Origin of the sequence: Polaribacter sp. Hel1_33_96 (assembly GCF_002846595.1) — a bacterium.
Taxonomy (GTDB): Bacteria; Bacteroidota; Bacteroidia; order Flavobacteriales; family Flavobacteriaceae; genus Polaribacter.
Map to the genome: position 1 here is coordinate 2,722,342 of NZ_PJMV01000001.1, position 26,119 is coordinate 2,748,460.

Genomic DNA, 26,119 nt, shown 5'->3' on the forward strand with positions numbered 1-26,119 from the left:
ATTATTTAATAATTGATGCTAAAGTTGGTTGTTCTGCAATCCACTCGTCATAATCTTCTTGCTCTACAACCGTAATCTTCATTTGCATGTTGTAGTGTGAAGCCCCACAAATTTTATTACATAATAACAAGTAATTAAACTCATAAAGTTCTTCTTCTCCTTTGGACTTTCTAATTTTATTGATTCCGATAGTTTTTGCAATAACCTCAGGATTCTGTCTCATTTCTTCTGTGGTAAACTTTGGCGTAAAACCAAACTCGGTCACCATTCCTGGTACACAATTCATTTGAGCTCTAAAGTGTGGCATATAAGCCGAGTGTAAAACATCTTGAGACCGGAACTTGAAATGAATCTTTCTTCCCTTGGGCAAATACAATTCAGTAACCTGCTTGTCATCTGATGCGTTTTTGTCAGACATATCCACACCCATTGTATTTATACCCTTGATATAATTTACGTTTCCTAGGCCTAAAGTATTATCTTCACCTGCATAACGCGCATCCCATCTAAATTGTTGAGAGTAAACTTCTATAACAATTGGATCTTCGGCATCCGATAAATCCATTACGTTATTCCATTGCCATAAACCATATGATACTAAAACTACTAGAACTACCGCTGGAATTATAGTCCAAATCATTTCTAATTTATGACTATCTGCATAAAATTTTGCTTTTCTTTCTTTACTTCCTCTGTACTTAAATGTAAAGTAAAAAATTAAAAATTGCATGATAAATTGTACAATCCCAATTAACCAAAAGGTAATATTAAATAAGATGTCATCGTGTTCCCCTTCAATAGAAGCAGATTCTGGTAACATTATTACATTCATGAAGATTAAACAATAAATCATCATTGCATAGAAAAATGCCATAAACCATAGCGAATACTTTCCTTGTTTTCTATTATCCTCGTCAGTAGCAATAACATCTCTCAGGTTCATGATTCTGGTAATTTGCCAGAAACTAACTCCGATTGCAATGCCTATAAAAATATAAAATAGCGCTAACATATATTTATCGTCTTAATTATTTTAATTCAATTATTTATTAATGATCTCCTGATTCTTCTCCTGAATGCTCAATATTGTAGTAATGAAAGTGTTTACTTTCTTCTAAAAAAGGATTTCCTTTTGGTATTGGACTCACTTTTGAAAATGCATTTAAAGTGGTGTAAATTAATAATCCAATAAAGAAACATAAAGCACTTATCTCTGGAATACCAATATACCATTGTGCACCTACTGTAGAGGGCATAACCATAATAAATACATCCATATAATGACCTGCTAAAATTACAAATCCTCCGATAAACACAAACCAAGGCTTGCTTTTAAAATCACTATTTAATAATAATAGTATTGGAAAAACAAAATTCATCACAACCATTCCTAAAAAAGGTAACTTATACTCCGTAAATCTTGCAACAAAATAAGTAGTCTCTTCAGGAATATCTGCATACCAAATTAACATAAATTGAGAAAACCATAAATACGTCCAGAACACAGAGAAACCAAACATAAATTTAGCTAAATCGTGAATATGACTATCGTTTACGTGAGGTAAAGCACCTTTAGCACGCAAATAAATTGTAAAAAATGCAATTACAGTTAATGCGCTTACTAATAAAGAAGCTAATACGTACCAACCAAATAATGTTGAAAACCAATGAGGATCTAGCCCCATAATCCAATCCCAAGACATCATCGATTCTGTGATCATAAATAAGAACAAGAAAATAACGGATGCGTTATAATTTTTCTTGTATGTTTTATTCCCATCATTTGCAGTATCTTCTTTAATAGAGCTCCTTCTAATAAAGAATCTATAAGCATTCCATATTAAAAGATACGCAATGCTTCTTAATAGAAAACCTGTAGAATTCATCCACCAAGATTTGCCATCTACAATTGGATCATAATTATCACTTGTAGGATCAACAGTACCTTCTGCCATCCATGGAAATAGATGATTCAAATGCATTACCGAAGCAACAACAACTATTGCCATTATAATCGAGACTGGTAATAGATTTGCTGTAATAGCTTCCATTACTCTTAAAATAACAACGGACCAACCAACTTGTGCAACTCTTTGAATCGCATAGAAAGCTAAAACTAATAATGTTATTCCTAAAGAGAAAAATAAAGCTACATAAAATGCTGACCAAGGTCTATTTTGTAGTTGATGTAAAACGTGTTCTGCATGTTCATTATCATGTGAATTTTCATGTGCAGCAGCAACTTCACTGTGTGCTTCAATCATTGAAGCATGTGCTTCTTTATCTGTTTTTTCAGCATGCGTATCATGGTTGACAGCTTCTCCATGTGGGGCAGCTGTTTCACCATGTGCGCCACCATGAGCATCACTGTTAGAAGCTTCTATTGCATGTTTTGCATCTTCTATAGTTTTTTGAGAACCACTATAAAAACTGAATGCAATTCCTACAACACCAAAAATAATTAGTGCTAATGAGAATGTTTTTAATTTACCTGAGAATTGATACATATCTTTCGTATTCTATCTTTTTGTATTCTATTTTAACAAATCAGCACGTAATACTTCTACGTGTTGAACAATTTGCCAACGTTCTTTGTATGTTAGTTGAGAGGAATGCGAACCCATTAAGTTTTTACCATGGATTAATACATGATAAATACTTCCCTCTGTGATGTCTCTGTCTTTATAGTTTGGAATTCCAGAAAATTTTTCTGAAGTTGATAAATAACCGTTACCATCCCCTTTTTTACCATGACAAGAGACACAATAAATTGTGTACATTTTCTTCCCATTAGTTAAATTCTTTTCATTTACTTCTAAAGGTGATTTTAAAGCTGTTTTAGCTTCTTCATAACCTTCCATAGTATCTGGAATATCATAAGCAGGAGTTCCTCCTCTTGCAATAGTACCAGTTACTGGTTTACTATTTACAGGTTCTCCTCCTAATCCTTCTGCACCATCCGCATTATAAGGAACAGATTCATACATGTCTGGCATGTATTGTGACTGTCTTGTTGTTTTGTCATTACAAGAAATAATACTTGCAAAAACTACTAAGGCGATAATTAATTTAAAATTCTTCATTATCTATTTATTAGTGCTTATCTACGATATTAATTTCTACAGCTCCAGTTTTCGATAACAAAGAAGTTAATGCTTCTTCATTATTGTGAATTGGAATTTCCATTAAAAAATGATCATCTGTAGTTCTAGGATCTGGATTTTCAGCATCTTTAAACGGCCAAATTCTACTTCTCATATAAAAAGTGATTACCATTAAATGGGCTGCAAAAAATACTGTTAATTCGAACATAATTGGCACGAATGCTGGCATATTTTCAAACCATGAAAAACTTGGTTTACCACCAATATCTTGTGGCCAATCCTCAATCATAATGTAATTTGTCATCCAAATTGCAAAAGCTAAACCCGTAATTCCGTACATGAAAGCCGTAATTGCTAATTTTGTTGGAGCTAAACCCATTGCTTTGTCTAGTCCATGCACTGGAAATGGACAAAATACTTCTTCGATATGATGGTGTTCTGCTTTTACAGCTTTAACCGCATCCAACAATACTTCGTCATCGGTATAAAATGCGTGAATAACTTTTGATGCTTCCATAATTATCCGTTTAAATTGTTATCAGAATCCTTCTTTTTATTCCTTGACTTTAAAACAACAATTGCTGGTTTAGTAGGAATTCCTTGTTCACTTCTCTTCTTGTAAAACTCACCAGAAGATTTTAGTATTGTTTTTACTTCCGCTTGCGCGATTACAGGGAACGTTCTTGCATATAATAAAAACAATACGAAGAAGAAACCTATGGTTCCAATAAAGATACCCACATCAACAAATGTAGGCTCAAAACGCCACCAAGTTGATGGCAAATGACCTTTACTTAATACAATTGCAATAATGTCGAAACGCTCAAACCACATTCCAATATTAATAGCTATAGAAATAATAAAAGTGATGATAAAACTTCTTCTAAATTTCTTTATCCATAATAGTTGAGGCGTAATAATATTAAATATAATTAACGACCAGAATGCCCATTTATAAGGACCCGTTGCAGCCCCTACAGATAAATACGTATAGTTTTCGTAAGGAGAACCTGTGTACCATGCGATGAAGAATTCAGTTGCATACGCTACCGCTACAATTCCACCTGTAAGAATAATTACAATATTCATATATTCAATGTGCATACGAGTAATATAATCTTCCATGTTTGTCACCTTTCTCATAATTCCTAATAACGTTTGAACCATTGCAAATCCGGAAAAGATTGCTCCTGCTACGAAGTATGGAGGAAAAATAGTTGAGTGCCATCCAGGGTTTATTGAAGTAGCAAAATCCATAGATACAATTGTATGCACAGAAAGAACTAATGGTGTTGCTAAACCTGCAAGCACTAAAGATACTTCTTCGAAACGTTGCCAATCTTTTGCTCTACCAGACCAACCGAATGATAATAATGCGTAAATTTTCTTTTGAAAAGGCTTCACAGCTCTATCACGAATCATTGCAAAATCTGGTAATAAACCTGTCCACCAAAAAACTAGTGATACCGATAAATACGTTGAGATTGCAAAAACATCCCACAATAATGGAGAATTAAAATTCACCCACAACGATCCGAATTGATTTGGAAGCGGTAACACCCAATATGCATTCCATGGACGTCCCATGTGAATAATTGGAAACAATCCTGCTTGAAAAACCGCAAAAATTGTCATTGCTTCTGCAGAACGGTTAATTGCCATTCTCCACTTTTGACGGAATAATAAAAGTACTGCAGAAATTAAAGTTCCCGCATGACCAATACCTACCCACCATACAAAGTTCGTAATATCCCAAGCCCATCCAATGTTCTTGTTTAATCCCCAAACTCCAATACCAGTTCCTACTGTGTAGAAGATACATCCAAATCCCCATAGCATTGCTGCTAAAGAAATATAAAATGCTATATACCAATTCTTATTTGCAGCACCTTCTATAGGTCTTGCAATGTCTTCGGTAATATCGTGGTAACTTTTATCACCTAATACTAAAGGTTCCCTTATGGGTGCTTCGTAATGAGACATATTTTTATATCTTAGTTTTTAATTACGCTTCGTTTGTATTCTTAACTTTCACTTGATAGATTACATTTGGTTTTGTCTGTAAATAATCTAACACGTTATAAGCTCTCTTATCCGCTGCTAATGCAGCTACTTTATCTTCTTTTTTATTAACATCTCCAAAAACCATAGCTCCTGTTGTACATGCAGACGAACAAGCTGTTTCAAACTCATCGGTATTTACAGTTCTACCTTCTTTCTTAGCTTTTAGAATTGTTGCCTGTGTCATTTGAATACACATAGAACACTTTTCCATAACTCCTCTAGAACGAACAACAACATCTGGATTCAATACCATTTTACCATATTCGTTGTTCATGTTAAAATCAAACTCGTTATTATTTGAATAATTAAACCAGTTAAATCTACGAACTCTATATGGACAGTTGTTTGCACAATATCTTGTACCTACGCACCTGTTATACGCCATTTGGTTTTGACCTTGACGGCCATGTGATGTTGCTGCTACTGGACAAACCGTCTCACATGGAGCATGGTTACAGTGCTGACACATCATTGGCTGAAAACTAACTTCAGGATTCTCTGCTTCAGTTTCTAAAGCTTTATATAAGTCTCCACCACTTAAGCCCATTTCTTTAGCTTCTTCTCGAGTTTCAACTTCTGAAGAGTAGTATCTATCAATACGCAACCAATGCATGTCTCTACCAACTCTAACTTCATTTTTACCTACAACAGGTACATTATTCTCTGCATGACATGCAACAACACAAGCACCACAACCTGTGCAAGAGGTTAAGTCTATTGATAAATTAAAGTGATGACCAATTTCTCTATTGTGCTCATCCCATAAATCAATTGTTTTTGCCTCAACTTCTTTATGATCGTATGATACATATGCAGGTTTGTTCCAACCGTGATGGTGGTCTTTAGGCGCTACTGTATTATATTCTTTTAATGATGCTACTTTTAGGATGTCATGACGACCTGCAATTGTTTTTTGTACTTGTGTACAAGCAAATTGATGCGTTCCATCCACTTTCTCAATAGCAACATTATATTGAATGTTATTACCCCCTTTGTATAAAGGATATGCATTAACACCTACTTGCATTTCTTCTTTTAAACCGAAGGTTTTTCCAAAACCTAAAGCCAATCCTACAGAACCTTTTGCTTGGCCTGGTTGCACCATAACTGGAACAACAACTTCAACGCCATTTAAAGATACTTTGGCATAATCGCCATCAATAGCACCATTATCTTTAACAGGATTAGAAAAACCTAAATCTCTAGCATCTGCCATAGACATGGTTAAATAATTATCCCAAGATGTTCTTGTAATTGGATCTGGAAATTCTTGCAACCAAGGATTGTTTGCTTGTTTACCGTCTCCTAAACCAGTTTTAATATATAAATTCAACTCCATCCCAGAAGTTAATGTACTTTTCTTTAATAATTTTGCAACTTCTGCAATTGAAATATCTCTTGGAGTTTCTGTTCCTAAAGAAACAACTTTATTGTAAAAACCATTATGTAAAGCTTTATTCCAAGAAGATCCATCCAAAACTTCTGCAGACCAGAAAGATTTTAAATAGTCATAATATGAAGTTGAACTTCCAGACCATTTTAATAATGTGTCTTGTATTTGACGTGTTTTGAATAATGGTTGAATTGTAGGTTGAATTAAACCATAATTCCCTTCAGAGAACTGAGTATCTCCCCAAGACTCTAAGAAATGTGGCGTTGGTAAAGCATATTCCATTGCATCTACAGTCTCATTATTCTCTATAGACAATGCTACTTTTAAATCTACTTTCTTTAATGCTTCTGTAAATTCAGCTGCATTTGGTAATGAATAAGAAGGATCCACATTCACCGTAAAAATACCACTAACCTTTCCAGATTTCATATCTGAAATCACCTCTTGAACTTGGTTAAAACTTCCTTGACGAATGTTTAATGAGTTCTTACTATCTAAAACTTCACTATTTAAAGCATTGTTAATTGCTAAAGATATTAATTGTGCATTCACATCATTAATACCCGTCATTACAACACCTTTAGAACCGGCTTTTTTAAGTGATTTTGCTAATTCCTTAATTTCACTATCAATAGTTGTAGCGTTCGATACTAAAGAATTACCTGTAATTTCATTATATAAGTTCAGTAAGGCAAAAACAACATCCGATGGTTTTGCAACTATACGTTTGTCTGCATTGGCTCCTGTAAGAGACATGTTACTTTCTATCTGAACATGGTAAGACATTTTACCTGATTCTGGTTTTCTACCAGCAACATACGCTTTTTCAAAACCTCCATGAAAATCGCCTAAAAAATCAGCACCAAAAGAAACAATTGTTTCTGCGTTTTCTAATTTATAATTTGGCAAAGCTCTTCTACCATACATTGTTTCAAACGCGTCTGCTGAGGGCGCTTCAGAAACTGCATCATAAATAACATGTTTTGCATTTGGATAACTCGCTAAAAATTCACCAACAACTTTATCTGTTGACGGGCTTGCCATTGTTCCAGTTAATAAAACAACTTGCTTCCCTTCTTTTTTAAAGACAGTTAATTTTTGTCCTATTTCCGAGTCAGCTTCCGCCCAAGAAATAGCATCACCATTTTTAGTTGGTTCTTTTAAACGTAACTTCTCATCGTATAAAGAAAGAACTGCTGCTTGAACTCTAGCACTTGTTGTTCCGTTTGCTTCTTTATTTGGCATTATTTGAATTGGACGACCTTCACGTGTCTTAACCAACACACTTGCAAAATCATACCCATCAGCCATAGACGTTGCGTACCAATCTGCAACACCCGCAATAATATCGTCTGGTTTTACTACGTAAGGAATAGATTTTACAACTGGTCCTTCACATGCCGCTAATGATGCTGCAGCTGTTGTAAAACCAATATACTTTAAGAAATCTCTACGTGAAGTAGAAGAATTCTCAAGTGTTTCTTTATCACCTAAAAAATCATCTGTAGGAATATTTTCTACAAACTCATTTTTACTCAGCGTTTCAACAACAGAACTATCTTTTAGTTCTTCAACACTTTTCCAGTATTTTTTGTTTGAAGCCATTTATACTTTTTTATTTAATGATTTAAAAAATTGAGAAAAAATTCTCGAGATTTTTTAATTTTTGAATTTTTTATTTCTTCCTTTAGTAATGACACTTACCACACTCTAATCCACCTAACTGAGATATAGTAACTTTTTCTACTCCGTATTTCTTTGCCAATTCGTCGTGAATCTTAGCGTAATATTCATTTCCTTTTAAATCTACGTTTGTCTCTCTGTGACAATTGATACACCAACCCATTGTCAATGAGGAATACTGGTACATTTCATCCATCTCCTCCACAGGGCCATGACATTTCTGACATTTCAAACCTGCAACCGTTACGTGTTGTGCATGATTATAATAGACAAAATCTGGAAGATTGTGAAGGCGAATCCATTTTATCGGTCTTTCTTTTCCTGTATATTCTAATTCTTCTGGATCCCAACCTGCGGCCTTGTAAACTTTTGCAATTTCTTGATCTAATTGTGTTTTACCGTATGTTTGACCGTTCCATTGAATCTCAGTTCCTTCTGCAACTTCGGCAATAGCTTTGTGACAATTCATACATACATTTACAGAAGGTATCCCTGAATGCTTGCTATGCTTTGCTGATGAATGGCAATATTGACAATCAATTTTATTATCTCCAGCATGAATCTTATGAGAAAATGCAATAGGTTGAATTGGCTGATACCCTTGATCTACACCAACACTGAACAACATTCCAAATACAATATAGGCTCCTATCAATAATAAAAATATTGTAGATAATACTTTTAAGAAGGTATTGTTTTTAACACCTACCCAAAGCTCTTGTAAATCTCTTCTTAAATTCGATTGTATTGCTGGTTTTTTATTCCCTTTTAACTCACTTACTTGCTTTAGCAAACTGGCAATCATTAAAAACGCAACTACAATAGCAGCTGCTAAAATATAAATTAACCAATCTGGAGCACCACTTTTCTCTAACACTTGTCCCCCTACTAAAACTTCACCCGCTGCTGGCGCATTTTTAATTTCACCAACAGTTGTATAGTATAAAATATCATCTATATTTTTATCTGTTAACTGAGGAAAAGCATTCATAGCTGTTGCGCTGTATTGAGCTGCTTCGTAGGCTTCAGCATTTACTTTTTGAAACTCTGCATTATTTTTTATCCAGGCTTTTAACCAATCATTTTCTCTACGCTCCTCAACTGCTCCTAAAGCAGGACCTACTAGTTTCTTATCCAATTTATGACAAGATGCACATAAAGATCTAAATAATTTTCTACCCTCTTTCTGACGAGCTTCATCCATCTCTTGGGAATACGAAGAAATGCTAAACCCAAAAATTAAAAGTAATGTAAGACTTTTTAGAAATACTGACATTAGTCTACTCTGAAATGCTACACTTTTCATATTTACAAACTATAATTTTAGTATTGTGTATAAAATGGCCCAAAACGATTTTTGAACAGTCCGTCAAAAGTACTACTTCTTCCTACATTTTGAAAAGTTAAAGGAACGTTAACTATTAATTTATAATAATTCTAAATAATAATTTATCAAATTTATTCTAAGACAACTCGTTACTTTTGTAGAAACGAATTTTAGAATGAAAAATAAATCTTATGTAAACGTATTTATCTTTGTATTAATTGCAGGTTGTTTCTCTTTTTCTGCTCAAAACAAGACAAATACTAGTAAACAAATTAAAAACTTGATCGCCCAAAAAAGAGCTTTTAACAAAAAGTATGGGTATGGTTTTAGGGTTCAGATATATTACGGTAATGAAACTAATGCAAGAAGCTTACAAAGTAAATTTAGACTAAATTACCCTAAAGTATTCACAAAGCTTGATTATGAACAACCATATTGGAAAGTACAAGTTGGAAATTATAAAACAAAATTAGAGGCAGATAAAGCCATGGTTGGATTTTCAGAAAAATTTTCAGGATTAATTGTGATTCCTTTGGGCAAATAAGCTTAAAAATAGTGCACAAAAAACGCCAAAATCAAAAATGATTTTGGCGTTTTTACTTTTCTTATAAAGGACGTTTATTTCAACTTCTTTTTAACGGCTACTTCTTTGTATGCCTCAATAACATCTCCTTCTACAATATCATTGTAATTTTTAAGTTGAAGACCACAATCATAACCCTTGGCTACTTCTCTAACATCGTCTTTAAAACGTTTTAAAGATGACAATACTCCTTCATGAACAACAATACCTTGTCTAATAATTCTAATTTGAGAATCTCTGAATATTTTACCAGACATCACCATACAACCAGCAATGTTACCAACTTTAGAAATTTTATACACCTCTCTAATCTCTACATTACCTGTTACTTCTTCTTTCATCTCTGGAGACAACATACCCTCCATCGCGTCTTTTAAGTCGTTAATAGCATCATAAATAATAGAATATGTTCTAATATCAACTTCTTCTCTATCTGCAATCATTCTTGCATTTCCTTGCGGACGAACATTAAACCCAACAATAATAGCGTCTGAGGCTGTTGCTAATAACACATCACTTTCTGTAATGGCTCCAACTCCTTTATGTAAAATATTAACTTGAATTTCTTCTGTTGATAATTTCTGGAACGAATCGGTCAAAGCTTCTACAGAACCATCTACATCACCTTTTAAGATAATGTTTAATTCTTTAAAGTCTCCAAGTGCAATTCTACGTCCAATTTCAGCTAAAGTAAGAGTTTTTTGTGTTCTTACAGATTGCTCTCGTTGCAATTGAGAACGTTTTGAAGCAATTTGTTTCGCTTCTCTTTCATCATCAAAAACAACAAATTTATCTCCTGCTTGTGGCGCTCCATCTAAACCTAAAATAGATACTGGCACAGATGGTCCAGCTTCTTTTAAGTTGTTTCCTTTATCGTCAAACATTGCTCTTACCTTACCACTGTGTTTACCTGCTAACAAGTAATCTCCAATTTTTAAAGTTCCTGCTTGTACTAATATGGTAGAAACATATCCTCTACCTTTATCTAATAACGCTTCAACAACTGCTCCAACTGCATTTTTATTAGGATTTGCTTTTAATTCTAAAATTTCTGCTTCCAATAAAACTTTTTCTAATAATTCAGGAATTCCTTCTCCCGTTTTAGCAGAAATATCTTGAGACTGAATGTTTCCACCCCATTCTTCAATCAACAAATTCATTGAAGATAATTGTGTTTTTACATTATCTGGATTTGCATTCGGTTTATCAATCTTATTGATTGCAAATATAATTGGCACACCCGCAGCTTGCGCATGAGAGATTGCTTCTTTGGTTTGTGGCATTACATCATCATCTGCTGCAACCACAATAATAACTAAATCCGTTACTTGTGCTCCACGCGCGCGCATTGCTGTAAAAGCCTCGTGACCCGGAGTATCTAAAAATGCAATATTTTGATCGCCAACTTTTACTGAATAAGCTCCAATATGCTGAGTAATTCCACCACTTTCGCCTTCTATTACATTCGCTTTTCTGATATAATCTAGTAAAGAAGTTTTACCATGATCTACGTGACCCATTACTGTAATAATTGGCGCACGCGTTTCTAAATCTTCTGGCTTGTCTTCTACTTCTTCTATAGATTCTTCTACCTCTGCACCTACAAACTCTACTTTATGGTTAAATTCTTCTGCAACGATCACTAATGTCTCCGCATCTAGACGCTGATTCATAGTTACCATCATTCCTAAAGACATACATGCCGAAATGATATTTGTTACAGGAACATCCATCATTGTTGCCACTTCACTTACCGTAACAAACTCTGTTACTTTTAATATTTTATTATCTAATGCTTGTGCTTCTAATTCAGCATCTGAATGCTCTCTACGGGCATCTCTTTTATTTCTTCTGTATTTTGCTCCTTTTCCTCTACTCGATTTTCCTTGAAGCTTTTCTAGGGTTTCTCTAACTTGCTTTTGAATATCTGCTTCTGTTGGCTCAACCTTTTTTACTACTGGCCTTTGAGCTCCTCTTGGCCTAAATGCAGGTCTACCAGTTCCTGAACCGCCTCTACTTGGAGTCCCTCTGCCTGGAGCTGTTCTCGTATTAGCAGTACCCGGCGCACCTGGTTTACTGATACGCTTACGCTTCTTTTTAGCGTCTGCATTTGCATCTTTTTTAACTTCAGGTTTTTTCTTTTTTGGTCTGTCAAATTGTTTTAAATCAATTTTCTTACCTGTAAAATTAGGTCCATCTAACTTTTTATACTGTGTTTTAATCGCTTCTGCATTTTCTGCCGTAACCTCTTCTGCTTTTTCCTCTGTCTTAGAAATTTCTTTTTTAGAAGGCGTTTTTTCTTCAACCTTAGAAGCTTCTTTTTCTATTTCAGAAACAGGCTTTTTAACTTTTTCTGTTTCAGAAACAGGCTGCACTATTTTCGGCTCAACAAAAACTTCCTCTTTCGCTTTTGGCTCAACAACAGGCTGTTCTATTTTAGGTTCAATAACCACAGCTTCTTCTTTTGCTATCGGATCAACGATAACTTCTTCTTCTTTTTTAACAACTGATTTTTTACCAACGTTGTCAATATCTATTTTACCTACAGTTTTAAACTCTAATTTATCTGCTTTGGCTTTTAAGACTTCTTCTTTCTTAGCTTCTTCTGCTCTTTTCTTTTCTAACTTAGCTTCTATCTCTAAACGAATTGCCTCTTTCTCTTTACGTTTTTCTTCGCCAACTTCTTTGGATGCAGCTTTTTTATTTGCATCTGTTTCAAAGCCATCTTGTAAAACTTGGTAGATATCACTAGAAATTTTAGTTGTAGGTCTTGCATCTATATCATGACCATTTTTTGCTAAATATTCTACTGCTCTATCAAGAGAAATATTTAATTCTCTTAGAACTTTATTAAGCCTCATTGTTTTGCCTTCAGACATATATTATTTTTTAGCCTTTAATTCTGTAAAATTATACTTTTTACTTTAATTTTATATTGTTGATTATTCTTCGAATTCTTCTTTCAAAATTCTTTGAACATCTAAAATAGTTTCTTCTTCTAAATCGGTTCTTTTCACCAATTCAGCAACACTAGTTTCCAAGACACTTCTTGCAGTATCCAAACCAATCTTTTTCAATTCTATAATCACCCAGTCTTCAATTTCATCTGTAAACTCGGTTAACTCTACATCTTCCTCCTCAAGTCCTTCTCTCTTAACATCTATCTCATAACCCGTTAACTCACTAGCTAAACGGATATTTACACCACCTCTACCGATTGCTTTCGAAACCTCCTCTGGTTTTAAAAGTACACTTACACGTCCTTTTTTACCATTCTTTTCTTCGTCGAACAATTCTATTTCCATAGAGGTTACTTTTGCTGGACTCAATGCTCTAGAAATAAATAATTGTTCGTTTTTGGTATAGTTGATAACATCTATGTTCTCATTACCTAATTCACGAACAATACCATGAATTCTGGACCCTTTAACCCCAACACAAGCTCCAACCGGATCAATTCTATCATCATAAGAATCTACCGCTACCTTTGCTTTTTCTCCAGGAATTCTTGCTACACCTTCAACAGTAATTAAACCATCAAAAACTTCAGGAATTTCTTGTTCAAACAATTTATTTAAAAATGCTGGTGCGGTTCTAGATAATATAATTGCTGGTTTATTCCCTCTTAATTCTACTGTTTTTATAACGCCTCTTACAGAATCACCTTTTCTAAAGAAGTCTGAACGGATTTGCTCGCTTTTCGGTAAGACAATTTCATTACCATCATCATCTAACAAAATAATTGCATTGTGACGTATGTGATGCACCTCTGCAGTATACAACTCGCCTTCTAAGTCTTTAAAATGCTTAAAAATATTTGTGCTATCGTGTTCATAAATCTTAGAAATTAAGTTTTGACGCAATGCTAAAATGGCTCTTCTTCCTAGATCCACTAATTTAACCTCCTCAGATACATCTTCACCAATTTCAAAATCCGGCTCAATTAATCGTGCTTCAGCTAATTCTATTTCTTCATTATCATCTTCAGAAAAACCGTCTGCAACTACCACTCTATTTCTCCAAATTTCTAAATCTCCCTTATCTGGATTGATAATAATATCAAAATTATCATCAGAACCAAACTTACGTTTTAAGGTCGCTCTAAATACTTCTTCTAAAATAGACATTAATGTTACTCTGTCTATACTTTTATTATCTTTAAATTCTGAAAACGAATCAATTAACGCTATATTTTCCATTACATTTTTGCTTAAAATACAATCTTCACTTTTGCTTCTATAATATCTTTATACTCTATAGTCACCGATTTTTGAACGGTAACTTTTCCTTTCCCTATCAGTTTTGGCTCTCTTGCTTTCCAGTTTAAAACAATTTTATCTTCATCAGCGGCTACCAAAGTTCCTTCAAACTCTTCTTCCGCATTTTTTACTTTAAGAATTCTATTTAAATTCTTAATATATTGTCTTTTTACTTTTAATGGATGTGCGATATCCGGCGTAGTAACCTCCAAAGAAAAATCTTCTTCTTCCCTATCTAAATTATCATTTATGTTTCTACTTATTCTTATACATTCACTTAATGGAACACCCGTATCACCATCTACAACAACTTGAACTTTGTTGTTTTCAGATATCGATAAATCTATTAAGTACAGTGACTCATTAAGTGCCAATGCTTCGTCTACTAAGTCTTTTACCGCTGTTTGAATCATCCTAAACCTTAAAATGAAGTATAAAAAGAGGGGACTTTTAAGTCCCCTTCCCTCTTCATCTAATATAATTTTCGGTGCAAATATACGAATTGTTTATGATTTACCAAACCAACTCTAATTCATTATTTTTTTGTAACTTTATGTATAGTAATTATTTCTACTTAAAATGCTGACTTATGAAAAAAATTCTAGTCCCAATCGACTTTTCTAAACCATCAGAATATGCTGCAAAAATGGCCGCTAAAATTGCTAAAAAAACCAGCGCTACAGTATATCTTATACATATGATTGAACTTCCTTCTGGCGTTATAGACATGGGTTCAAACAGTAAATTTAGCATCCCTGAAAGTATGTTATATCTTAGAAAAACAAAAGAAAAAGTATTAGAATATAAAGAGAATTTTTTTTCTGAAGATATTAAGGTCGAATATTTTATCAAAAAAAATAATCCGTTTGAAGGGATAAAAAAATATGCTGAGAAAATTGATGCAGATCTAATTGTAATGGGCTCTAAAGGACATTCTGAGTTTGAAGAAATTATGATTGGCTCTAACACCGAAAAAGTGGCAAGAACCTCTACCATACCTGTACTTATTGTAAAAAGAGATGCTAAAAAATTTAAATTAAAAAACTTAGTTTTTGCTTCTAATTTTAAAAAAGAAGATAAAGCTGTTTTTAATAAGTTTATCGATTTTGCTGAGCAGTTTAATAGTAAAATTCATTTATTAAAAGTTAATACACCATCAAATTTTGAGAGCACGAGGGAGGCTAAAGAAAAAGTATTGGATTTTATTAAAGATTATAGTTTACCTAAACACTCGATAAATATTTACAATGATACCTCTGTAGAAAAAGGAATTTTAAATTTCTCGAAAGACATTAACTCCGATTTAATTGCTCTGTGCACGCATGGCAGAAGTGGTTTATCGCATTTGTTTTCGCCAAGTGTCACCAAAAATTTATCTAAAAAAGCTTTAAAACCAATGCTAACAATTAAAGTTTAGTCTAAAAATTAATTCGCAGAGACCTTATTTGTGGTATCAAAAAAAAACCTCAAAAGACTGAAATAATTTCAGTTTAAAGAGGTTTTTTTAATTTCAAAATTTATTACAAAAGGTAATCTGTATTGATAAAATTAGAGTTTTTCTTGTCTAACAATTCTTGTAAAATTGCATTATTGTACGGCGTGTCTTTTGAAGCTACAAACGTTCTAATAGAAAAAGAACGCAATGCATCGTGCACACTTAAAGTTGCTACTGCTGAGTCTTTTCTTCCCGTAAAAGGATACACGTCTGGTCCACGTTGAGCAGCACTATTTAAGTTTACTCTGCACACCAAGTTTACTAACGCATCAATTAATGGTGCTAATGTTTTTACTTCGCTACCAAAAACACTTACTTGCTGGCCATAATTAGACTCTGCCATATCATTTAAAGGTTCTTGAATGTTTTTAAAAGAGACAATAGGCGTTACGGGTCCGAATTGTTCTTCTTGAAACACTCTCATGTCTTTAGAAACCGGATATAAAACTGCTGGGAAAATATAATTTTCCGTGGCTTCCCCTCCTTTTTTATTAATCACCTCTGCTCCTTTTGCAGTAGCGTCATCAATTAACTCTTGAATGTAAGAAGGTTTTCCTGGTTCTGGCAATGGTGTTAATTTTACCCCATTTTCCCATGGGTTTCCAAACTTTAAAGCATCTATTCTTTCTACAAATCGTTTGTTAAATTTAGTAACAATATGCTCGTGCACATATATTATTTTTAATGCAGTACATCGCTGTCCGTTAAAAGATGTTGCTCCAGAAATACACTCATCAATGGCCAAATCTAAATCTGCATCTGGTAATACAATTGCAGGATTTTTAGCCTCTAAACCTAACACTAAACGTAACCTGTTTTTAAAAGGATGGTTTGCCTGTATCGCGTTTGCAGATTTACTGTTCCCTATTAAGGCTAACACATCTACTTTACCTGTTTTCATAATAGGCGTAGCCAAAACCCTACCTCTACCATAAATTACGTTCACAACGCCTTCTGGAAAACTATTCTGAAAAGCTTCCATAAGCGGAGACAATAATAAAACGCCATGTTTTGCAGGTTTAAAAACAGCTGTATTCCCCATAATTAAAGCAGGAATCAATAATGCAAACGTTTCATTTAAAGGATAATTATACGGCCCTAAACAAAAAACCACCCCTAAAGGACCCCGTCTAATATGTGCATGCACTCCGCTATGTTTTTCAAACTTAGCAGAATTTCTGTCCATTTTCTTATAATCTTCAATTGTATCGAAAATATATTCTATGGTTCTATCAAATTCTTTTTCAGAATCTGGTAACGATTTTCCAATTTCCCACATTAATAGTTTTACAACTTCATCTCGTTTGGTTTTCATTTGCTCTGCAAATTCCTCCATACATTCAATTCTATCTATAACCCTCATTGTTGGCCACAAACCTTGCCCTTTATCATAGGCCTTATAAGCAGAATCTAAAGCCTCTAAACCTTCCTCTCCTGTTAAATTTGGAACCGTTCCTAGTAAAGTTGGTTGGTATTCTTTGGTTGATGAAATTGTGGAATAAACCTCCGTAAATGCGCCCTTCCACTCTTTTAATTCACCATTAACTAAATATGTTTTTTGATGCAAAAGTGACGTGATTTTATATGCCTCTGGAATTTCTGTAAATTGTTTGCTCATAAATTGCTTTTAAATCAAAACCCTAATTAATTCTATTGAGATCTCTAGTACCAAATTAACGAAAAATAAGAGAGAATTACCTTCATAATTTCAATTAAATGTTCATTTATTAACGAAAAGCATTTCGAAATTTTGGTTATTTTGATGGAAATATTAAATACACACTACACTAAAACCTGAAGTAAATCAGGCTTGTCATTTAGGTAATCACCAAAGAAATTGCTTTCTTTCATTCTATGGATTAAAGGTTGTAAATCTCGAGAAGATTTTAACTCTAAACCAACCACAGCAGCACCATTTGTCCTATTATTCTTTTTGGTATATTCAAAATGAGTAATATCATCATTTGGCCCTAAAATTTCCGCTACAAATTCTTTTAATGCTCCGGCTCTTTGAGGAAATTTTACTATAAAATAATGTTTTAAATTTGCGTATAATAATGCGCGTTCTTTAATTTCTGCCGTTCTTGTAATATCATTATTGCTACCACTTACAATACAAACTACATTTTTGCCTTTAATTTCATCAGCAAAAAAATCTAGAGCCGCAATACTTAATGCGCCTGCAGGTTCTACTACAATGGCATCTTTATTGTACAAATCTAAAATAGTCTGACAGATTTTACCTTCTGGAACTGTAATTATATCATGTAAATTTTGCTGACAAATTGCAAAATTTAAATCCCCAACCCGCTTAACAGCCGCTCCATCAACAAAAGAGTCTATTTTTTCTAAAGTTGTATTTTTTTTGTTTCTGATAGATGTTAACATAGAGGGAGCTCCTGCTGGTTCTACGCCAATAATTTTGGTTTTTGATGATAGGCATTTAAACATAGAGGATAAGCCAGATGACAAACCACCACCGCCAATAGCGACAAAAACATAGTCTATTTTTTTATCAGTTTGATTTAAAATTTCTAAACCCACTGTTGCCTGCCCTTCAATTACTTTTTTATCATTAAAAGGATGGATAAAGGTTTTATTTGTTGAATCACATTCGATTTTTGCGGCATTAAAAGCATCATCAAAAGTATCGCCTTCAATAACGACTTCAATAAAATCTTCACCAAACATTTTTACCTGATTAATTTTTTGATTTGGTGTTGGAGAAGGCATATATATAGTACCCTTTATTTGCAATAACTTACACGACAAAGCAACGCCTTGCGCATGATTTCCTGCACTTGCACAAACAATTCCGCGCTTTTTTTTAGCAACACTTAAAGAAGACATTTTATTATATGCTCCTCTTATTTTATAAGACCTTACCACTTGTAAATCTTCTCTTTTAAACAAAATAGTTGCTTCTAATTCTTTTGAAAGATTGAAGTTTTTACTTAAAGGAGTAATGGAAGCAACCCCTTTTAAATTTTCAGAAGCTGCCTTTACATTATCTAAGCTAGGGAAATAGGTTTGTTTAGTTTCCATTATTAAAAGGTAATAAGAATACCTGTCAGGTATTTAGATCTGACAGGTATTTATAAAATTTAAAATCTTTATTTAACTATGCTGATTTTATCACTTTCATTGCCGTCATAGAAGCTCTTAATTTTGCTCCTACTTTTTCAACAGGATGACTTCTAATAATAGCGTTTACTCTAATTAATTCTTGATTATCAACATCATTTGAATCTGTAAATTTCTTACCAATAAGATCTGTACTAACCATTTTCATAAAATCAGTTAATAAAGGCTTACAAGCATGATCGAATAAATAACAACCGTATTCTGCAGTGTCAGAAATTACACGGTTCATTTCATATAATTTTTTACGGGCAATTGTATTTGCTATTAATGGCGTCTCGTGCAAAGATTCATAATAAGCAGAAGCATCTATAATACCAGACTCTGTCATTGCTTCAAAAGCTAATTCTACACCAGCTCTTACAAAAGCAACTAATAATGTTCCGTGATCAAAATACTCTTGTTCTGGTATCTCTTGCTCTGTAACTTGTTGTTTTTCAAAAGCAGTATCACCAGTTGCAGCTCTCCAAGTTAATAAGTTTTTATCATCATTTGCCCAATCTTCCATCATGGTTTTAGAGAAATGACCCGTCATAATATCATCCATATGTTTTTGAAACAACGGACGCATAATGTCTTTTAATTCTTCAGAAATTTCAAAAGCTTTTATTTTAGCAGGATTAGACAATCTGTCCATCATATTTGTGATACCACCATGTTTTAAAGCTTCAGTTACAGTTTCCCAACCATATTGAATCAATTTAGCCGCATAACTTGCTTCAATTCCTTCTTCAACCATTTTATCAAAAGATAAAATTGCTCCTGTTTGCAACAAACCACATAAAATAGTTTGCTCTCCCATTAAATCTGACTTTACTTCAGCAACAAAAGAAGATTCTAAAACTCCCGCTCTGTTTCCTCCCGTTGCAACTGCATACGCTTTCGCTTGTGCCCAACCTTTTCCTTCTGGGTCATTTTCTGGATGCACTGCCGTTAAGGTTGGCACTCCGAACCCTCTTTTATATTCTTCACGAACTTCGGATCCAGGGCATTTTGGCGCTACCATAATAACCGTTAAATCTTCACGAATTTTCATTCCTTCTTCAACAATATTAAAACCATGAGAATACGATAAGGTTGCTCCTTTTTTCATTAAAGGCATTATCGTATGAACTACATTTGTATGCTGTTTATCTGGTGTTAAATTCAACACTAAATCTGCAGTAGGAATTAACTCTTCGTACGTGCCTACTTCAAAATTATTTGAAGTTGCGTTGATATAAGACTCTCTTTTTTGATCGATAGCAGCTTGTCTTAAGGTGTAAGAAATATCTAAACCTGATTCTCTCATGTTTAAACCTTGATTTAAGCCTTGCGCTCCACAACCTACAATAACAATTTTCTTTCCCTTCAATGCATCTACGCCATCTTCAAATTCCGAGGCGTCCATAAACCTGCATTTTCCTAACTGCTCTAATTTCTCTCTTAATGTTAATGTGTTAAAATAATTTGACATTTTTATTTATTTAGTTGTTGTATGTTTCTAACAATGTTGATATTTTCATTTCTTCTTTGGTAACTGCAATACGTCCTGAACGCGTATATTGCATAATACCAAAAACACTTAATTTTTTGTGTAACTGAACCAATTCTTCTTTCCTTCCTGATTTTTCAAGGACAAAAAAATCTGTATTTACTGTAACAATTCTAGCGTTACTTTCTTTGATAATATTTTGAATTTGGCGCTCTTCAAACAACAATTCAGACTTAATTTTAAATAAGCCCGAAATCTGATAAATAGTATCTTCTTCATTATGAAAATACGCTTTAATAACCTCTACTTGCTTTTCTATTTGACCTAAGATTTTCTTAATATTTACTTCTGTCATGTTCACAACAATCGTAAATTTAGAAACACCTTCAATTTCTGATGGAGAGGTATTTAAACTCTCAATATTTATATGCCTTCTTTGGAAAATTGCTGAAATTCTATTCAACAATCCAATATTATTTTCTGTATATATTGATACCGTATATTGCTGCTTTTCTCCACTCATATTATTCTAATCTTATATCTGAAACACATGCTCCTGAAGGAACCATTGGAAATACATTCCCTTCTTTTTCTACACAAACTTCTAAAAAGTAAGCTTCTTTACTTTCCATCATTTCTTTTACCGCTTCTGCTAAATCTTCTCTTTTTGTAACTTTTCTAGCTTTCAGATAATAGCCTTCTGCGATAGCAACAAAATTTGGATTTACCATTTCTGTAGAAGCATATCGCTTATCAAAAAATAACTGTTGCCATTGTCTTACCATTCCTAAAAAATCATTATTTAGAACCACTACTTTTACAGCTGCCTTTTGCTGAAAAATAGTACCTAATTCTTGAATGGTCATCTGGTAACCTCCATCACCAGAAATTGAAACCACTTCACGTTCTGGAGCTGCCATTTTTGCTCCAATTGCTGCCGGTAATCCAAAACCCATAGTGCCTAATCCTCCAGAAGTAATATTACTTTTTGTTTTGTTGAAATCTGCATATCTACAAGCAATCATTTGATGTTGACCAACATCTGTAACAATTGCAGCATCTCCTTTACTCTGAATATTAATTTGATTGATAACTTCTCCCATTGTTAATCCTTCTTTCGTTGGATGAATGTCACCTTTAATTACCTTTTCATATTCAATTTTATATAAATCTTTAAACTCTTGATGCCAAGCAGTATGAGAGTTATCATTTATTAGAGCGAGAATAGCTTCTAAACTTGTTTTTGCATCCCCTAAAACGGCAACATCTGTTTTTACATTTTTATCTATTTCTGCCGGGTCAATTTCAAAGTGAATTACTTTTGCCTGCTTCGCATACGTATCTAAACTACCTGTAACTCGATCATCAAAACGCATTCCGATTGCAATTAAAACATCACATTCATTTGTTAATTTATTAGGTGCATAATTACCATGCATGCCCAACATACCAACATTTAAAGGATGGGAAGTTGGCAGTGCAGAAGCTCCTAAAATTGTCCAAGCAGCTGGAATACCCGCTTTCTCAACAAAGTCTTTAAACTGCTGTTCAGCTTCACTTAAAATTACACCTTGTCCCCAAACAATCAATGGCTTTTTTGCTTCATTGATAATTTTAGCAGCCGCTTCCAAAGAACTTTGTGCCGTTTTTGGAACTGGCATATAACTTCTTACTTTCGTACATTTTTCATATGAAAAATCAAATTCTTCAAATTGAGCATCTTTCGTGATATCAACCAAAACTGGTCCTGGTCTACCACTTTTTGCAATATAAAATGCCTTGGCAATTGCTCCAGGAATTTGTGAAGCTTTTGTTACTTGACAATTCCATTTTGTAACTGGCGTAGAAATACCAACAATATCAGTTTCTTGAAACGCATCAGAACCTAATAAATGAGAAGGAACTTGACCAGTAATACACACCATTGGAGTAGAATCAATTTGCGCATCTGCAATGCCTGTAATTAAATTGGTTGCTCCTGGACCTGAAGTTGCAATTGCAACACCTACTTTTCCAGAAATTCGTGCAAACCCTTGTGCTGAATGCGTTGCTCCTTGCTCATGACGTGTTAATACGTGATGAATTTTATCTTGATATTTGTATAATTCATCGTAGACTGGCATGATTGCTCCTCCAGGATATCCATAAATTATTTTCACCTCTTCTTCTATTAAACATCTTACGATTGCTTCGCTACCAGAAATTCTTTCTGTAACGTTTGTTGAAGTATTTTTATTTAGTATGGTTTGTGTTTCCATATTTATTTATTTTAAATTCCTGCGTATTTAAGAATATCGATCTTTTTTTATAAGTCTGTAACGCATCCTTTAGACGCTGATGCTACTGATTTTGAGTATTTGTATAAAATTCCTTTAGTATGCTTTAATGCCGGTGCCACCCAATTTGCTTTTCTTGCTGCCAATTCTTCATCAGAAATTAAAACATTTATAGAGTTGTCTTCCGCACTAATTCTAATGATGTCTCCCGTTTTTAAAATTCCAATTGCTCCTCCTGATTGTGCCTCTGGTGTTATGTGACCAACTACAAAACCATGGGTTCCTCCAGAAAAACGTCCATCTGTAATTAAAGCTACCGATTTTCCTAAACCTGCTCCCATAATTAACGAAGTTGGTTTTAACATTTCTGGCATTCCAGGACCTCCTTTTGGGCCTACATATCTAATAACAACTACATCTCCTTTTTCTACTTCTCCGTTTGAAATTCCAGTATTTGCAGCTTGCTCACCATCATACACAACGGCTTTTCCTTCAAATAATAATCCCTCGTTTCCTGAAATTTTTGCAACGGCTCCTTCTAACGCAAGGTTTCCATAGATTATTTGAATATTTCCTGATGATTTTAACGCTTTATCTTTTGGATAAATTACATCTTGCTCATCAAATTCCATTGCTTCAACACTTGCTAAATTCTCCGCTAATGTTTTACCAGTTACTGTTAAACAATCACCATGTAAATACCCATTATCTAATAAATACTTCATAATTGCAGGCGTTCCACCAACCCCATGAACATCTTCCATTAAGTACTTTCCTGATGGTTTTAAATCTGCAATTAATGGTGTTCGGTCACTTACTCTTTGAAAATCTTCTAACGTAAACTCAATATCAGCAGCATGTGCAATCGCTAAAAAGTGTAATACGGCATTTGTAGACCCCCCTAAAGCATTTACAATAGCAATAGCGTTCTCTAAAGATTTTTTAGAGATAATATCCAAAGGTTTTAAATCTAATTCTAATAAGTTTTTTATTGCCAAAGCAGTTCTTTCTGCTTCAGATAATTTATTCGGATTTTCTGCGGGAATTGATGAATTATAAGGTAATGCAAAGCCCATACATTCTATGGCAGAAGCCATTGTATTTGCTGTATACATTCCTCCACAAGCACCGGCTCCTGGAATTGCTCTTTTTATAATTTCTCTATACTCTTCCTCTTCAATTTCTCCGGCGACTTTTTGACCTAAAGCCTCAAAAGCAGAAACAATATTAAGTTTTCTTCCTTTGTAATTCCCTGATGCAATTGTACCTCCATACATCATTATGGATGGGCGGTTTAAACGCAACATTGCAATTACAGCTCCAGGCATATTTTTATCGCAACCCACCACAGATATTAATGCGTCATAACTCTGCGCATTCATCACTGTTTCAATCGAATCTGCAATAATATCTCTTGAAGCTAATGAGTAATTCATGCCAGAAGTCCCCATAGAAATTCCGTCTGAAACTCCAATCGTATTAAATCCTAAACCGACTAAACCAGCAATTTTGCTTTCAATTTTTACCTCTGCAGCCAAATTATTTAAATGCATATTACAAGGGTTACCGTCATAACCTGTACTTGCAATACCAACTTGTGCCTTTTGCATATCTTCATCTGTTAAACCAACGGCATATAACATTGCTTGTGAGGCAGGTTGAGATTCATCTTGCGTTAATCTGCTACTATGTTTGTTTAGATTCATTTACTGTATTCTTCAATTTGTTGTCTAAATTACTAAGTTTCCCTCTTTTAAACTTACAACATTCAATAAAACTCTTTAAATTCAGGTGTTAAATTAACTACATAATTAACTTTAAATCAAATACTTAGATATAATTAATTATGACACTCAATCATAAAAATAAATTCATAAAAAAACCTTCTTTTTTACAAGAAGGTTCTATTTAATGTTAGGATATAAATATCACTTCCTGATCATGTCGCACTAATTACGATGACTATGATAATAGAAATAATATTTATAATCTGTTTTTTCATTTATCAAAAATTATAAATTTTTATTTAAGGACATAACTAATTCAATCTTTTTATTGACTAAAATTGATAAACTAGTCTAACTATGATCTAATGGTCTGTTTGAAATTTTTTTGTCTTTTCAAAAAAACAAGTAATGAAAACTGGAAATAGCGTCTAAAAAAAGGACTAAATAATAGTACTTTGCCCCATATGAATATTTTGAAAATTCATATTACTGTCTTCTTGATTTGCAATATAATCAGCAATGAAATGACCTACTTTTGATGTAGATGCTGAATATTGATTTTTACCCTTTATATCTTCTGTAGTTATACCCAAAGCCAACGATTTTTCAACGCCTCTTTGAATTGCATCTGCTTCCTCATGCAAACCTACATGTTCCAATAGCATTGCTGCGGATAAAATTGATGCCAGAGGATTTGCAATGTCTTTTCCTTTTGCTTGAGAATAAGAACCATGAATTGGCTCGAACAGCGCTGTTTTTTCTCCAATTGAAGAAGACGCCAATAAACCGATTGAACCAGCAATTACACTGGCCTCATCTGAAAGAATATCACCAAATAAATTTTCGGAAAGAATTACATCAAATTGTTTAGGATTTAAGATAATTTGCATGACTGCGTTGTCAATAAACATAAAATCCAACTCAACATTTTCATACTTTTTAGCAATCTCTGTAACTGTTTTTCTCCACAAACGAGAGGTTTCTAACACATTTGATTTGTCTACCAAAGTTACTTTCTTCTTTCTATTTTGTGCTGCTTTAAAAGCCAAATGTGCTACTCTAGAAATTTCTTCAACGGTATACGAGCAAACATCAAAAGCGGATTGTTTATCTTGACTTAATTCTTTGTTTCCTGAATAAATTCCACCACTTAGCTCTCTGTATATTGCGATGTCTGTACCTAGAATTACCTCTCTTTTTAAAGGAGAATTTTTAATTAACTTCTCGTAAGCCCTTACTGGCCTCACGTTACAATACAAACCTAACTCTTGCCGCAAACGCAATAAGCCTTGTTCTGGTCTTACTTTTGCGGTTGGATCATTATCATATTTTGGATCTCCAATTGCACCAAATAAAATAGCATCTGCCTTTTTACAAATTTTTATCGTCTCATCTGGCAAAGGATTCCCTGTTGCTTCAATAGCACAGGCTCCCATCTGAGCTTCTGTATATAAAAAAATATGGTTGTATACTTCTGCAACTGCTTCCAATGCTTTCTTCGCTTGAGCAGTTACTTCTGGACCTATTCCGTCTCCTGGAATTAAAGCAATTGTTAATTTCATTTTACTTTTCTAATCTTTAAAAAAATTCACT

19 protein-coding genes are annotated in these 26,119 nt (G+C 33.7%); 2 read left to right on the forward strand and 17 right to left on the reverse strand.

The genetic code is table 11. The features are described from left to right. Nucleotide 1: 1 nt before the first annotated feature. The 7 genes from ATE90_RS11675 to ATE90_RS11705 form a co-directional block, all read right to left on the reverse strand. On the reverse strand, nt 2-1,012 hold the full coding sequence (locus ATE90_RS11675; RefSeq protein ID WP_036784102.1) for a cytochrome c oxidase subunit II: 1,011 nt from the start codon (nt 1,010-1,012) through the stop codon (nt 2-4). 37 nt (nt 1,013-1,049) lie between these two features. Continuing rightward, nucleotides 1,050-2,507 (reverse strand): hypothetical protein, encoded by a 1,458-nt coding sequence (locus ATE90_RS11680; protein WP_036784104.1) that lies wholly within the window; start codon nt 2,505-2,507, stop codon nt 1,050-1,052. A 27-nt stretch (nt 2,508-2,534) separates the two neighbouring features. Beyond that, nucleotides 2,535-3,083: a c-type cytochrome gene (locus ATE90_RS11685; protein ID WP_180335209.1), complete on the reverse strand. Its 549-nt coding sequence runs from the start codon at nt 3,081-3,083 to the stop codon at nt 2,535-2,537. 10 nt (nt 3,084-3,093) lie between these two features. Further along, on the reverse strand, nt 3,094-3,621 hold the full coding sequence (locus ATE90_RS11690) for a DUF3341 domain-containing protein (RefSeq protein WP_036784106.1): 528 nt from the start codon (nt 3,619-3,621) through the stop codon (nt 3,094-3,096). Nucleotides 3,622-3,623: 2 nt separating this feature from the next. Then, nucleotides 3,624-5,087: an NrfD/PsrC family molybdoenzyme membrane anchor subunit gene (nrfD, locus tag ATE90_RS11695; protein ID WP_036784109.1), complete on the reverse strand. Its 1,464-nt coding sequence runs from the start codon at nt 5,085-5,087 to the stop codon at nt 3,624-3,626. 22 nt (nt 5,088-5,109) lie between these two features. Continuing rightward, the gene (locus ATE90_RS11700; RefSeq protein ID WP_101451445.1) at nt 5,110-8,166 is read right to left on the reverse strand and encodes a TAT-variant-translocated molybdopterin oxidoreductase; all 3,057 of its coding nucleotides are present in this window, start codon (nt 8,164-8,166) and stop codon (nt 5,110-5,112) included. An 82-nt stretch (nt 8,167-8,248) separates the two neighbouring features. Continuing rightward, complete coding sequence (locus ATE90_RS11705; RefSeq protein ID WP_101451446.1) at nt 8,249-9,550, reverse strand: cytochrome c3 family protein; 1,302 nt, start codon at nt 9,548-9,550, stop codon at nt 8,249-8,251. A gap of 196 nt (nt 9,551-9,746) precedes the next feature. Between ATE90_RS11705 and ATE90_RS11710 the strand changes: the two genes are divergently transcribed. Then, nucleotides 9,747-10,115: an SPOR domain-containing protein gene (locus ATE90_RS11710; protein WP_036784117.1), complete on the forward strand. Its 369-nt coding sequence runs from the start codon at nt 9,747-9,749 to the stop codon at nt 10,113-10,115. A gap of 74 nt (nt 10,116-10,189) precedes the next feature. Here ATE90_RS11710 and infB read toward each other — a convergent pair whose 3' ends face one another. From infB to rimP, 3 genes are all read right to left on the reverse strand, one after another. Then, nucleotides 10,190-13,033, reverse strand: a complete 2,844-nt coding sequence (infB, locus tag ATE90_RS11715) for a translation initiation factor IF-2 (RefSeq protein ID WP_036784119.1) — start codon at nt 13,031-13,033, stop codon at nt 10,190-10,192. 63 nt (nt 13,034-13,096) lie between these two features. Next, on the reverse strand, nt 13,097-14,353 hold the full coding sequence (nusA, locus tag ATE90_RS11720; protein WP_036784121.1) for a transcription termination factor NusA: 1,257 nt from the start codon (nt 14,351-14,353) through the stop codon (nt 13,097-13,099). 11 nt (nt 14,354-14,364) lie between these two features. Next, nucleotides 14,365-14,826, reverse strand: coding sequence for a ribosome assembly cofactor RimP (gene rimP, locus ATE90_RS11725; RefSeq protein WP_036784123.1), 462 nt, complete (start codon nt 14,824-14,826; stop codon nt 14,365-14,367). 176 nt (nt 14,827-15,002) lie between these two features. Between rimP and ATE90_RS11730 the strand changes: the two genes are divergently transcribed. Beyond that, nucleotides 15,003-15,830: a universal stress protein gene (locus ATE90_RS11730; RefSeq protein ID WP_036784125.1), complete on the forward strand. Its 828-nt coding sequence runs from the start codon at nt 15,003-15,005 to the stop codon at nt 15,828-15,830. 103 nt (nt 15,831-15,933) lie between these two features. On the opposite strand, the gene ATE90_RS11735 is transcribed toward ATE90_RS11730, so the two are convergent. The 7 genes from ATE90_RS11735 to leuB form a co-directional block, all read right to left on the reverse strand. Further along, nucleotides 15,934-17,526, reverse strand: a complete 1,593-nt coding sequence (locus tag ATE90_RS11735) for an NADP-dependent glyceraldehyde-3-phosphate dehydrogenase (protein ID WP_036784127.1) — start codon at nt 17,524-17,526, stop codon at nt 15,934-15,936. A gap of 164 nt (nt 17,527-17,690) precedes the next feature. Then, complete coding sequence (gene ilvA, locus ATE90_RS11740) at nt 17,691-18,953, reverse strand: threonine ammonia-lyase IlvA (RefSeq protein WP_101451447.1); 1,263 nt, start codon at nt 18,951-18,953, stop codon at nt 17,691-17,693. A gap of 76 nt (nt 18,954-19,029) precedes the next feature. Further along, a complete protein-coding gene (gene ilvC / locus ATE90_RS11745) occupies nt 19,030-20,505 on the reverse strand; it encodes a ketol-acid reductoisomerase (RefSeq protein WP_036784132.1) in 1,476 nt (491 codons plus the stop codon). A 10-nt stretch (nt 20,506-20,515) separates the two neighbouring features. Then, nucleotides 20,516-21,046 (reverse strand): acetolactate synthase small subunit, encoded by a 531-nt coding sequence (ilvN, locus tag ATE90_RS11750; protein ID WP_036784135.1) that lies wholly within the window; start codon nt 21,044-21,046, stop codon nt 20,516-20,518. Between the two features lies 1 nt (nt 21,047). Further along, nucleotides 21,048-22,781 carry a biosynthetic-type acetolactate synthase large subunit gene (ilvB, locus tag ATE90_RS11755; RefSeq protein ID WP_101451448.1) on the reverse strand — a complete coding sequence of 578 codons (1,734 nt, stop codon included), beginning with the start codon at nt 22,779-22,781 and terminating at the stop codon, nt 21,048-21,050. Nucleotides 22,782-22,828: 47 nt separating this feature from the next. After that, a complete protein-coding gene (gene ilvD, locus ATE90_RS11760) occupies nt 22,829-24,505 on the reverse strand; it encodes a dihydroxy-acid dehydratase (protein ID WP_036784141.1) in 1,677 nt (558 codons plus the stop codon). A gap of 461 nt (nt 24,506-24,966) precedes the next feature. Next, on the reverse strand, nt 24,967-26,088 hold the full coding sequence (gene leuB / locus ATE90_RS11765; RefSeq protein ID WP_036784143.1) for a 3-isopropylmalate dehydrogenase: 1,122 nt from the start codon (nt 26,086-26,088) through the stop codon (nt 24,967-24,969). Nucleotides 26,089-26,119: the final 31 nt, after the last annotated feature.